The sequence below is a fragment of the Mesorhizobium sp. BHbdii genome (assembly GCF_053848045.1).
The window spans coordinates 661538-674613 of record NZ_JBSPKX010000002.1 but is presented as its reverse complement, the minus strand read 5'-3'; the positions used below and the strand labels follow the sequence as shown (position 1 = coordinate 674613).

At 61.4% G+C, this 13076-nt stretch carries 9 protein-coding genes; 2 read left to right on the top strand and 7 right to left on the bottom strand.

What is annotated here, in order from left to right; all coding sequences use genetic code 11:
• Window positions 1-10: 10 nt before the first annotated feature.
• Entirely contained in the window at window positions 11-3310 is a 3300-nt protein-coding gene (locus ACWTU8_RS15985) for an ATP-binding protein (RefSeq protein ID WP_455848907.1), read from the bottom strand.
• 241 nt (window positions 3311-3551) lie between these two features.
• On the opposite strand from ACWTU8_RS15985, the gene ACWTU8_RS15980 reads away from it, so the two are divergent.
• The gene (locus ACWTU8_RS15980) at window positions 3552-5321 is read left to right on the top strand and encodes an adenylate/guanylate cyclase domain-containing protein (RefSeq protein ID WP_455848906.1); all 1770 of its coding nucleotides are present in this window, start codon (window positions 3552-3554) and stop codon (window positions 5319-5321) included.
• A gap of 208 nt (window positions 5322-5529) precedes the next feature.
• Here the strand turns inward: ACWTU8_RS15980 and ACWTU8_RS15975 are convergent, their stop codons facing one another.
• The 3 genes from ACWTU8_RS15975 to ACWTU8_RS15965 form a co-directional block, all read right to left on the bottom strand.
• Entirely contained in the window at window positions 5530-6915 is a 1386-nt protein-coding gene (locus ACWTU8_RS15975; protein WP_455848905.1) for a hypothetical protein, read from the bottom strand.
• Window positions 6916-7125: 210 nt separating this feature from the next.
• Window positions 7126-7650: a GNAT family N-acetyltransferase gene (locus tag ACWTU8_RS15970; protein ID WP_455848904.1), complete on the bottom strand. Its 525-nt coding sequence runs from the start codon at window positions 7648-7650 to the stop codon at window positions 7126-7128.
• A gap of 75 nt (window positions 7651-7725) precedes the next feature.
• The gene (locus ACWTU8_RS15965; protein WP_455848903.1) at window positions 7726-8550 is read right to left on the bottom strand and encodes a hypothetical protein; all 825 of its coding nucleotides are present in this window, start codon (window positions 8548-8550) and stop codon (window positions 7726-7728) included.
• 207 nt (window positions 8551-8757) lie between these two features.
• Here ACWTU8_RS15965 and ACWTU8_RS15960 point away from each other — a divergent pair, with 207 nt between their 5' ends.
• Complete coding sequence (locus ACWTU8_RS15960; protein ID WP_455848902.1) at window positions 8758-10173, top strand: DUF5939 domain-containing protein; 1416 nt, start codon at window positions 8758-8760, stop codon at window positions 10171-10173.
• A 36-nt stretch (window positions 10174-10209) separates the two neighbouring features.
• On the opposite strand, the gene ACWTU8_RS15955 is transcribed toward ACWTU8_RS15960, so the two are convergent.
• From ACWTU8_RS15955 to ACWTU8_RS15945, 3 genes are all read right to left on the bottom strand, one after another.
• Window positions 10210-10689, bottom strand: coding sequence for a class I SAM-dependent methyltransferase (locus ACWTU8_RS15955; protein WP_455848901.1), 480 nt, complete (start codon window positions 10687-10689; stop codon window positions 10210-10212).
• A gap of 208 nt (window positions 10690-10897) precedes the next feature.
• A complete protein-coding gene (locus ACWTU8_RS15950; protein WP_455848900.1) occupies window positions 10898-12079 on the bottom strand; it encodes an ABC transporter permease in 1182 nt (393 codons plus the stop codon).
• Window positions 12076-13074, bottom strand: a complete 999-nt coding sequence (locus ACWTU8_RS15945) for an ABC transporter permease (RefSeq protein WP_065006533.1) — start codon at window positions 13072-13074, stop codon at window positions 12076-12078. Before ACWTU8_RS15945 ends, ACWTU8_RS15950 begins: the two co-directional genes overlap by 4 nt.
• Between the last annotated feature and the right edge of the window lie 2 nt (window positions 13075-13076).

The window sequence follows — 13076 nt, the reverse complement described above, 5'->3', positions numbered from 1 at the left end:
TCCAACCCGGCTAATCGAGAAAAGGCAGCACCACAAGCGCTTCCGGGTCGAGCCCGTGCTGGGCGCATATACCCTGCGCCAAGGAAAAGCAGCGTTCGGCCTCGGCCAGATTGTCGAGGTCGAGGTTAAGCGTTGCCAGACCATCATAGCACGGAAACAGCAGTTGGGGCTCGCCCGTTTCGCGGGCTACGTCCAGTGCTTCGTGGAACAAGCCAACCGCCAGTTCCGGACGGCCGTGGCACTGGTGGATCTGCGCAAGCACGATCAACGGCACCGGCAGGTGCTCGCGCTGGTCGAGCGCCCGGTCGATCTCGATGGCCTTCTCGGCAGCAGGCACACCCTCCGTTGGACAGCGATCCGTGAAAGTACAACAAGCGACCGCCAGATTGGCGAGGAGGCGCGCTTGGAAACCCAAGTCACCAATATGGCGCGCCACTTCAAGACCGCGCCGACAGACATCCATTGCCTGTGCCGGATCGATGGTTGTGTAAAGCACGCCGAGATTGGTGTAGCCGCGGCAGGCCGCGCCCAGTAGACCGGCGGCTTCGGCCAATTCAATGCTATGCTCAACCTGACGCACGGCTTCACGGTTTCGCCCAAGGCGAGCCAACGCAACAGCCTTGGTATTAAGTGCCTCGGCGGTCACAAGAGTGGCATCACACCCTATCTCGGAGAGATGCTCCGTTGTCAGAGAGCGCACGCAATCCAGCGCCGCGTCTGCCCATTTTGCCGCGAGAGCGTGATCTCCGCTACGGAACGCCTGTCGGCCACGTTCTTGCCAGAGATGCGCCTGCTCGATCGGGGCATCCGCTCCATCGAGAAGCGCTGCCGCTTCAGCATAGCGGGATTCTGCGTTGTCCCGCCGGCCGACGTCCCAGAGCAGCCGACCGATCTTACGCAAAACTCGCGCCGATGCCACACGATTGGCTGACTCGCGGTATGCCTGCAACACGGTCTCGTAATGGTGGTGCGCGATCTCGCGGCGGCCTATCGGGCCGCTCAAATCGGCAATGCGCTCTGCAATTGCCAGTTTGAGCGGTGTTTGCCCGATCGCGCCCAACGCAGTCAGTGCTCGCTCGTAGAAACGAAGGGCGTCGTCGTTGGCGTATATCATGCGAGCGCGATCGCCCGCCGCCTGCAGATAATGCGCGCCCCTCTCCCGCTCGGCGCTCTGTGCGAAATGATGACCGAGCACGGTCAAATCCTCGAGCCGTTCCGGCTTGCCGCCGCACACTTGCTCCAAGGCAGCACCGACCCGCCCGTGGATGTCGGTCCGGCGTTGCAGGAGCATATTCTGGTAGATCACGTCCTGCAGCAATGTTTGCGTAAAGCGGTAGCTTTGCGACGAGACCGAGCCTGATCCGGCAACTTCCTCGATGATTTCCGCATCGCAAAGCAGTTCGCAGCCGGCTTCTAGCCGGCCGGGGTCGGCTGTCACGGCTTTCAGAAGTGTGACATCGAAGCGCGGGCCGATTACCGCGGCTTCCTGGGCCAGCCGGCGCACCTCTTGGGGCAGCCGGTCGACGCGAGCAAGCAACATTGCCTGGATAGTGGCGGGAATGCCGGTTGCGACTTCGCCTGCCACAGTCCGCCATCGCTGGCCCTCGCGCATCAGTACACCGCGATCGATAAGGCCGCGGACGATCTCCTCTACAAAAAGGGGGTTGCCGTCCGCGCGCTCAAGGATCTGGTCGAGAAGCCCTCCTGCGGAGTTAACCCAGCTCTCGCCGAAAAGCGCCGCCAGCAGGCTGCGTCCGTCATCATTGTTGAGCGGCGAAATCCTGAGCGCTGTGTGACTGACCCGACTTGAGTCGAGCTGGCCGTTGTCCCGCGCCGGACGATGCGTGACCAGCAACATCAACCGCGTGCGTTCCAACCTGTCCATCACGAAACGTAGTGCCTCGAGCGACACGGCGTCGGCCCAGTGCAGGTCTTCGACGACAATCAACAGCGGCGACAGCGCAAGCCGCCGTTCGATGATTGTGCGGACTGCGTAGAGAATTTGCCGCCGCAGCTGCTCGGGCTCGACATGCTGCAAGGTGGCATCGGGGTCGCCAAGGCCGAGCACATGGTAGAGCAAAGGCATCAGTCGCTTCGCCTCCTCGCCCTGCAGGCCGAGATCGGTAAGCAAGCCTGCGAGCTTCCCCCGCACTTCGTCCCCACTGTCGTTTTGCATCATCCCGGCAGCGCTGCGCACCACTGCGCCCAAGGCGCCAAATGATTGTTCGCCCAGCGGTGAGCACGTGGCCAGCCGCACGGCGACGTTGCGAAAACGATCCTCGTCGCTGACTCGGGCGACGAACTCCTTCACCAGCCGCGATTTCCCGATACCGGCTTCTCCGACGAGGCGGACAAGTTGGGCCGAGCCGCTGCATGCCTGGTCAAGGCTCGCCATCATTCTATTGAGCTCCGCACCACGACCTATTATCGGCGCACTGAGGCCGAGCGCCTCAAGCCCACGCGCTGCACGCGGCGTCGCGAGCGGTGCATCCAGTCGATGGACGAGCACACTGCCAGCCTTGCCGCGAAACACGACATCACCGAGCGATTCGTAGGAGAAGGCATGCCGGGTCAGCCTGTGAGTGAGCTCGCCTACCAGCACCTCACCCGGTGCGGCCAGCGATTGCAGGCGTTGCGCCGTATTCACTGTGTCGCCGGTCACCGAATACGATTTGGCGGTGCCGATGCCCAATCCGCCAGTAACGACCGGACCAGTGTTTATGCCGATGTGGAGTAACAGAGGCGAGCCGGAGTGGGGGGTGCTTTCGCCGAGCCGCGCCGTCCGGGCGATCATGTCGAGAGCGGCGCGAAGCGCACGTTCCGGATCGTCCTCATGCGCGACCGGCGCACCGAACAAAGCGAGCAGTGCATCGCCGATGAATTTGTCGACGAAACCACCAAAGTTTCGCACGGCCGCCGTCAATTCCTTGAACAGTTGGTTCTGCAGCGCTTGCATGACCTCGGGGTCGAGCTGCTCGCTGAGTGTCGTGAAGCCGCAAAGGTCTGCGAACAGGACCGTGACCGTCCGTCGATCGGCGTCGGAGACGGGGTGCAGCCCATCTTCGCTTTCGATATTCGGAAGCAGCGACGGAGTCCGAGAAGGCGGCACAATGGTCCGGTTTGGCGTCGGAGCAGGCCGTTCAACGGCTTTTGCGGGCGCACCGACGCTTGCCCCACATTTCGGACAGAACTCGAAATCAGGTGCGCAGGGGTAGCCGCAACTGACGCATGGCACGGGCTGGCGCCTGCCACACCTCGGACAGAAGGCATAACCGCCCTCAACCTCGAAACCGCAGCCCGAGCAGTCCATCGAACAAGACCTCACTAGAGGCCGTGACGCCGTGATCTCGCCACGCACTTCACGGCAGGCTATTAACAAGGATGCACCGATAGCCGTCGACCGGCAAGCGGCAGCGCAAATGGGCATCGAGCAATCCGTGTGGGTCCGGTGGCAGAGCGCTGCCGATTCGGGCGGCTGCGTGGCCGTCGTTTGCGAAAGTTCCCTCTTACCCTCCGTCTTCCTGCTATTGTGGAGACGAGGAGATGGCCCTGTGAGCGAGAACCGCAAGCTAGCCGCGATCCTGGCCGCCGACGTGGTCGGGTACAGCCGGCTGGCCGGCGCTGACGAAGATCGTACTTTGGCCAGGTTACGGGCACTGCGCAGCGACCTGATTGACCCGACCATCGCTGTCCACAACGGACGCGTGATCAAGCGCACAGGCGATGGCGCACTGGTCGAGTTCCGCAGTGTGGTAGACGCCGTGCGCTGCGCCCTCGAAGTGCAGAATGGCATGGTCGAGCGCAATGCCGGCGTGCCGCAGGACCGCCGCATCGAGTTCCGGATCGGTATTCATTTGGGCGACGTGGTCGAAGAAAGCGACGGCGATCTGATGGGCGACGGCGTCAACATCGCCTCGCGTCTGGAGGGCGTCGCGGCGCCCGGCGCCATCTGCCTGTCCGAGGACGCCTATCGCCAGGTTAAGACGAGGCTCGACCTTTCGGTCAGCGATCTCGGCCCCACGCAGCTCAAGAACATCGCCGAGCCGATCCGGGTCTATTCCCTGCAAGTCGGCAGCGCCGGGACCAAGGCGGCCGCGACAAGGGAAACCGCGCCGAGCCGGCCGGCGGCAGCGCCGCCAAAGCTGTCGATCGCCGTCTTGCCGTTCGCCAACATGAGCGGTGACGCCGAACAGGACTACTTCGCCGACGGCATCTCTGAAGATATCATCACGGCGCTGTCCAAACTGTCGCAGCTCTTCGTCATAGCACGCAATTCGTCGTTCACTTTCAAGGGCCAGAACGTCCATGTGCAGGAGGTGGGCACGAAGCTCGGCGTGCGGCATGTACTTGAGGGCAGCGTACGCAAGTCGGGGAACCGGGTACGCATCACCGCGCAGCTCATCGATGCAACCTCGGGCGGCCATCTTTGGGCGGAGCGGTTCGATCGCGACCTGACCGACATATTCGCCGTGCAGGACGACGTGACGCAGCAGATCGTCGATGCGCTGGCGCTCAATCTGACTGAGGGTGATCGTCAGCGGCTGGCGCCCGAGCACCCGCGCAACACGGAGGCATATGACTGTTTCCTGCGGGGCCGGGAGCTGTGGCACCGGCTGACGAAGGAGACGAACATCGCAGCCCGCAACCTCTTGCAACGTGCCATCGAACTGGACCCGATGTTTGCCTCTGCCCACGCGTTCCTCGCCCTCACGCACGGACTCGATTACCTGAACAGGTGGAGTGCGTCGCCGCCAGAATCGATGGCGCAAGCGGAAGAGGTCGCAACGCGAGCGGTAACGCTGGATGGCAGCGATCCCTGGGCGCACTGGGCGCTGGCTATCGTCAAGCTGTACTCACGACGGCACGATGGGGCCATCAATGAGGCCGAGCGCGCGATAGTCCTCAATCCGAACTTCGCTGAAGGGCACGTCGCCCTCGGCGAGGCGCTGTACTATTCGGGCAGATCCGAGGAAGCCCTCGAGAGTTTCGGCCGGGGGAAGGCTTTGAATCCATACTTTCCGGATGTGCTTCTGCACTTCCAGGCTTTGGCCTCGTTTCAGCTAGGGAGGTACGAAGAGGCCGTTGACCTCTTGATGCAACGGCTGGCTCGCAACGCTGTCACCGACGTCTCGCGCGCGCTTCTGGCCGCCAGCTACGGCCATCTGGGCCGTTTCGCCGAGGCCCGCGCGGCATGGCAGGAGGTGCTTCGCGTCAATCCCGACTATTCGCTGGAATACCGTCGCAAAGTGTTGCCCTACAAGAACCCTGCCGATTTCGAACACGTGGTGGATGGGCTCCGCAAGGCCGGTGTCGTGCAATGACAGGTGTGGCCTATGCGGCCGGATCAGACGCCGGAGGCTCACCGATAGATCGCCGTCGCTTGCGGTTGCGCACTAGAGCAATTCCAGGGAAAGTGCGTACCGTTTTCCGTCAGGAATTGCGTCAAACAAAGAGATAGAGCGGTTCTGCGTTTCCGTGAAACGTGAACCGCTCTAGAAAATCAACCTGAACTAAGGCCTGAAGTGAGGCTCAGGTCGCCTTGATCTCTGCCTGGCCGATCTTGCGCCATCGGGCGTTTTCGCGAACCAGTTTCAGGTCGTCGGTCGTCTCGGCAAATGTCCGCAAACGGTATTGCCGGAGCAGGTCGGGGAAGAGTGCCCCTTCCGGCAGGCCGGCAAGCTGCTCGCGGACCGAGATCTTTTCATCGATGACCCGCATGCCCCAGGCATTTTCCCGAACCTGCAGCTCCGCAGCCAGATCGCGCTCTTCCGGCGCGGTTTCGTCTAGCACAGCCAGCAGGATCGAGTGGAAAAGCGCTACATAGCCAATCTGTCTCAGGCCGCCCACAACCCGCACGCGCGGCAATATGGCAAGGACGAGGAACATCAGGAACAAGTTCGGCAGCAGCACGCCGTCCAGCAGCGCCTGCTTGAGATGCGGCCGCTCGAACGGGATGGAAAGACCATGCGGCCTGCCAGGCTCGATCAGGTGCCCGTTCTCGAGGACGAGCTTTCGCACACGCTCCTCGCGGATGCCCCAGAAATAGGCCGTGGCATTGGGCAGGAATGTGCCAAATGGGCTCGATGCGGCCTCTTGCAAGGCAAATTCGAGACGCTGGCGCCTTGCGGGCTCAATGAGCAGCCTGGAAAGAAGGCTGCCGTCATATTCTAGATGCCGCGCCACGGCAGCCGCGGCGAGCCGATCGTCGATGAAAACCGGCAGGGCCATGCCGGAACGATCCCAATCGGCGACCAGATCCTCGTTGAGGGCTGTCAGCGCATCGGCGGCGGTTCCAAAAACCTTGTCCTGGCTGGCAAGCAGTGTGCCCAGCCAGCGGCTGGCATCCGTTTCGTCGCCCACCGCTTCGAGCGCGCGCTTGTTGAGGGTGACGGGACCGGCCACGCAGGCGCTTTTGCGGCACAGTTTGTGGCGCCCCATGCCAAACAGGTTGATCTTGTCGTCTCCGACATCGAGCCATCCCGGCCCCTCCCGGCCAATTGTCTCCATGGTCATCGTCGTTCCCATGAAGCCGAAGAAGGCCGACAGCCCGTTTTCGACCGCGCCGAGCCAGGCAAGCAGGAGGGCATCGAAGGTGGTCCGGTCCATCAGAAGCAGGCAGTGCAGGCCGGACTGAATCACCGGTCTGTGCTCGAATTCGTCGAGGGCCTTGCCGATCTCTTCAGGCTGCATGATCGCACCAAGGCGCTGATGCAGGACTTCGCGCAGGATCGAGCGGGCAGCGATCGCCGGGCCCGATGCAGGCCTTGCCACCGGCCGCCACAGATGGCGGGCGTAATCGGAAACCGGTGCATTCCAGTTCTGCTCGATGTCACGCGCGACTTCCGGGCAGAGCAGCGACAGCACAGTCAGAATTTCCACCGGAGGCGTAGTGGTTGGGTCAAAGACGGCGGTCATTGCTCCCGTCTAGCCGCTTGCGGTGCAAACGCCAAGGGAGACCAGACTTTCGGCCGGCCCACACATAGCCCACACATAGATTGTCAACTCGATCAAGATGGTGTGAGACGAAATTGACCGTATCCAACGGAGTTCTCCTTGAGCAATCGCTGTCGCCGACTCGGCACGAATTGTTAGATTGGCTAAACAGCTAAGGCCAAACAGCGGCTCTCAGAACCGCAGCCGGGCCATGCTCAGGAGGTCGTGGTATTGCCCATCGGTAAAACCGGCCTTCACATGCCGGCCTTCGACCTCGAAGCCGTGGCTTGTGTAGAGACGGACGGCCGGTTCGTTGTCGGCAAAGACGGTCAATTCGACCCGCTTCAGGGCGCGCCAGTTGTCGGCCACGTCAAGCAGCGCGCCAAGTATGGCAGAGCCGATACCCTTGCCGACAAACGCATCGTCAAGGCCGATATTGATCTCGCCTACATGCGAACGGCGCGGCGAACTCTGCACGACCAGGCTGCCATGGCCGACGACCTTGCCGTCCAACTCGGCAACGATCCAAGTGGTTTCCTGGCCGGACTTGGCGATGCGCCGCTCCACCTGCTCCACCATCTCGAAGGGCATCCTCAGCGTGCCCCAGCGGAAGCCCGGCATGTTGAAGATAGCGCAAAGCGCCTCCGCATCGCTTGGCCGGACGGACCGGAGCTGCGGCTGGATTTTCTCGGAGGATAGCGAGGTCGTGCTGGTCATGGCGTTTTCCGGCGATGGCAATCGACCCGGCACGATGCACCGGACGTCACCTGAAAATCCAGCCGTCTCTGCAACCTATGATGCCGATTGCGAGCTAAAATACCGGGAGGCGGCGTAGAGTTTGAAGACGCCGCTGACGCCGATCCAGCCGAAAAGGGTGAGCCAGGACAATGTCCCGGTCGCCGTCCAGTCGATCCGGTGCACCGCAGCGTCGGTGATGACGATGCCAAGGATGGCAAGCAGGCCAATCAGGAACTGCGCCAAGCCGAGCACCAGCAGTTCCTCGCGCGGCGCGCTTCTCCAGACGAGATATATGCCGCCCGCACCGGCGAGGAAGATGGCGCTGTAGACCTGAGCGTGGAAGGCATCGATCGGCCATGGCCAGATGCTGCCGAATGTCAGGGGAAACAGCAACAGGCCGACGCCATAGAGCCCAAGGATCGCCGATTCCACCGGCATGTAGCCTCGCCATGCGGGATTCAAGGTCACGCCTTTTACAGAAGGACGGGCCCTGGCCCGCCACAGGAACAGCCAGGATACCGCGACCGAAGCAAGATAGACCAAAAACCAGAGCCAGGGCGCTTTGCGCTCGAAGTTGAAATAGCCGAGGTTGATGAACGAGGCCACCGACACGATGAGGGTGAAGATGAAGGCCATGACGAGCACGAGCCTGCCGGGCGACCAGCGATTCCAGACCAGCAGCGCCGCCATCACGACCATTTCGGCGGTGTAGAAGCCGCCGAGGAAGCGGGCATTGAACGGCGTGACGGCCCAAGGCCAGCGCGGCTTGACCAGCACAGGCGCGGAAAACAGGCCGGCGCCTACGATCAGGACGATGATGACCGCCCCAGAGAAAAGGCGCAGGGCCGCGGGAAATGGCGGGTTGTCGGATGTCGGCATGGGAGAAAGCCCCAACGATGAATGGCCCCATGGACCATCATAGTGCCGCTTGCGGTCGGTGAAAATCCGCCGAATGGAAATTGAACTGTCACCAGGCTTGGCCATTCGAATGGCCGTACGGTCCGTTTCGAAGTAAGATGGAGCACTCGGACCAAAGATCTGGTCCAGCCCAGACGCCTCGGGGGCGCATTTTCCGGAGCCTGCACGATGAACGAATCTCAGGATCTGTTCTCGCTTCTGCGGCAATCGACCGATGTCGATCCACAGGCAATCGACGCGATCAAGCGAACCATCGCGGAGGGCAAGGACCGCGAACTTTGCCGCATCAATGCGCCAACCTTCGCCAGCAAGCATGGCCTCGACGAGGAACGCGTCATAAGCGCCTTTCTCCATGCAGCGCGGGTGGGCATCTTCGACATTTCCTGGAATGTTCTGTGCCCCGGCTGTGGCGGCGTGCTCGACACCAACGCCACGCTGAAAACCCTGCAGAAGGACGAATACACCTGCGCGCTGTGCTCCGAGGGCTATTCGCCGACCCTTGACGAGATGGTCGAGGTGACATTCACCGTCAGTCCCCGCGTGCGCAGGATTGCCGCACACAATCCGCACGAACTGCCGGTTGTGGAATATTTCCGCCAGATCTACTGGGCGTCCGGCGTCGATCTGCCGGAAGAGGATTTCGCGAAAAAGATGGAAGCGTTCTCGCTGGAGGATATCGAGCTTGCCCCCGGTGAAAAGGCGGTTCTGCCCATACAGCTTCCGTCCGAATTCATCATCGTCTTCGAGCCGGTCACCCATTCAGCGCAGTTCATCGACGGGAAGGGCGAACCAACAAAAGAGCGCCGAAGCCTCTCTTTGGTCTTCGACCGCGACCATGTCCAGAACCAGACGCTGGAGATGCAACCCGGCCCGTTGCGCATTTCGCTGGAGAACAGGACCGACGCCCGCGTGCTGCCGACGGTCTTCATCGCCGGCCAGCTATTGCATGATTTCCTGGGCAAACGCCGGCCCTTCCTGACCGCCAAGCGCCTGCTCACCAACCAGACGTTCCGCGATCTCTATCGCACGGATACACTCGACATCGACCAGCGCCTGAAGATCACCAGCCTGACCTTCCTGTTCACCGACCTGCGCGGATCGACCGAGCTTTACGAGCGGGTGGGCGACCTTTCAGCCTTCGATCTCGTGCGCGTGCATTTCCAGGTTCTGCACGAGATCGTCGCGGCGGAGGCAGGCGCGGTGGTGAAGACGATCGGTGATGCGGTGATGGCGACCTTCGCGACACCTGATCGTGCGATTGCTGCGGCCCTCAGGATGCGCGATGCCATGCGTGCGCTCAACGACAAGAGCGGGCGCGAGGATCTGCTGCTCAAGATCGGAGTCCATGCCGGCCCCTGCATCGCGGTGTCTATGAACGAGCGGCAGGACTATTTCGGCCAGACGGTCAACATTGCTTCGCGGGTCCAGAACCTTGCAAACGCACAGGCGATCTTCGCCACTCGTGCGGTGGTCGACGACAATCTCACCGCCGATCTGTTGCACAGGAACGCGCTGACGCCCGTGCCCCACGAGGTTTCGCTGCGCGGCATTGAGCGGGAGATCGCAGTGTATACGATCCCCTAAAGATTTGGCCCCTGAAGATTTGGGTCGTCTAGCCCCTCACACGCGCCTGCAGACAAAATAACGATCGGCGGGCACCGAAGGCGGTGGCGGGAGGCGTTGCAACAGCGGGTGATCGAGCGGCGTGCCGCTGACCGCTATGCCACCCACGCGAAGCAGGCGCGCGATCAGATCGGGAAGCCAGGTAGAGGTCACTGCATCGCGATCGTCATAGCCGGTGCCGATGTCGGCATGAACAAGAGCCGCGTCGATGCCAATGAACCTGCTCGCCGTCTCGCGTATTTCGCCGAGCACGAGGTTTTCAGCTTCGGGAATTGAGCTGGCGTGTGCGCCAAGTTCGCGGTCGAACACCACGATCCGGCGTCCGGGCAGGCGCTCGCGCAGATGGTGGAACGTCCGGCCATTGCCGAGGCCGAGCTCAAGCACCAGCCCTTCCATCTTCGCCACCTCGGGGCAAACTTGATCGAGAATGTCGCGCTGTGCGGTCATCCTGCTGATGAAATTCTCGAGGCGAGTCATTTGCGTCTGTGTGTCCTGAAACCAGCTCAAGAGATCGGCAATGCCCCCGACCAGAACGGTTCACGGGTGAAACCCGAGGGCCACGTATTAAACCCCGATCGCGTCTCGCCACATATAGAAGCGAACGATGAACACTGCAATAACCGAACAGGCTGCCGAAAAGGATCATACCGGATGGAGTCGGCGGCCCGGCGGCGGAGTAGCGATCTCACTTGTAGGGGTCTGCGGCGTCCCGCAGCCCGTCGCCGAGGAAGTTGAACGCCAAGATGACGAGAATGACGGGGAGCATCGGCAAAAGCAGCCATGGATAGAACGCGATGACGCTGACGCTGCGCGCCTCGGTGAGCAGGATGCCCCAACTGGTTATCGGCGCCCTTAGGCCTAGCCCGAGGAAGCTCAGCGCCGTCTCGCCCAGGATCATGCCGGGTATGGAGATCGTCGCCGTCGCGATCAGATGCGACATGAAGCCGGGAATGAGATGCCGCCCGATAATGCGGCTGCTTTTGGCGCCCATCAATTGCGCGGCCAGAACGTAATCCTCCTCGCGCAAGGCTAGAAGCTTTGAACGCACGGCCCGCGCCAGTCCGGTCCAGTCGAGCAGCCCGAGAATGATGGTGATGCCGAAATAGATCAGGATCGGACTCCAGGTTATCGGCATGATCGCCGCCAGAGCCAGCCATAGCGGAATGCTGGGGATCGATTGCAGAACTTCGATTATCCGTTGAACGATCAGGTCGAAGATACCGCCGTGATAGCCGGCCAGTCCGCCGATCACAATGCCGAGCAGGAAGCTGAAACTGATGCCGACGAGGCCGATTGTCAGTGAAATGCGTGCGCCATAGATGATGCGCGAGAGCACATCGCGCCCCAGCCTGTCAGTGCCGGCCAGAAAGAGCTGGCCGTTTTCGGCAGGGCAGACAAAATGCCAGTCACCTTCGATGAGGCCCCAGAACCGGTAACTGTCGCCCTTGCAGAAGAAACGGATCCGCTGAACATCATCCTGTTTCTCGATGTAGTTCCGCTTCAGCGTCTCCATATCCAGCGTCATCTGGCGGCCATAGACGAACGGCCCAACGAACTGGCCGTTGTGGAACAGGTGCACCCGCTGCGGCGGCGAATAGATGTAGTCCATGTTGCGTGTGTGCAGATCGTAGGGCGCCAGGAACTCGCAGATCAGTATCCCGAAATAAAGCGCTGCCAGGAATACGCCGGATATAACGGCAAGCCGGTGCTTTCGGAATTTCCACCACATCAGCCGCAACTGCGACGCCTGAAAGACCTTCGACTGCTCCGGCGTCATCGCCTCGACCGACTGCAGGTCAATGGGCGCGATGGAAACGTAGTGTTGCAGTGGAGCACCTGGAGCGGGCAGCGGGGAAAGCGTGTTCATTTGGTGCTGCCGCCCTGCAAACGAATTCGTGGATCAAGCAGCGCCAGCGCCAGGTCGGAAATCAGGACACCGATGACCGTCAGGAAGGCGAGAAACATCAGGAATGACCCTGCCAGATACATGTCCTGGCTTTGCAGCGCCTTGATCAGCATCGGCCCGGTCGTTTCCAAAGACAGCACGATCGCCGTGATTTCGGCGCCGGAAATGATGGCCGGCAGGATAGAGCCGATGTCGGAAATGAAGAAATTGAGCGCCATGCGCAGCGGATATTTGACCAGCGCCTTGAACGGATGAAGTCCTTTGGCGCGCGCGGTCACGACATATTGCTTGTGTAGCTCGTCGAGAAGATTGGCGCGCAGCCGCCTGATCATGCTTGCCGTGCCCCCGGTGCCGATGATCAAGACCGGAATCCAGAGATGGGCGAGGATCGACTTCGCCTTGGCCCAGCTCATCGGCTCGCCGAGATATTGCTGGTCCATGAGATGGCCGATGGATGTGCCGAACCAGATGTTGGCGAAATACATCAGGATCAGCGCCAGCATGAAGTTCGGAATGGCAATGCCGAGAAGGCCGAAGAAAGTCAGGCCGTAGTCGCCCCAGCTGTATTGATGCGTGGCGGAGTACATGCCGATCGGAAAGGCGATGAGCCAGGTGAAGATGATCGTGACGAAGGAAACCAGCACGGTCAGCCACATTCGGTCCCCGACGACGTCGCGAACCGGCATCTCATATTCGAAGGAATAGCCGAAATCGCCGCGTAGCATCCCGCCGACCCAGTAGAAGTAGCGAATGACCGGTGGCTGGTCGAAACCATAGTCCTTGCGCATCATCTCGATGCGATCGGAATCCACCGCTTCGCCCAGAGCCCGAAGCTCGGCAACATGGCTGTCGAAATAGTCGCCTGGTGGAAGTTCGATGATCGTGAACACCAGTGCCGATATGACCAGCAGCGTTGGAACCATTACGGCGATGCGCCAGACAAGATATCGAAGCACGC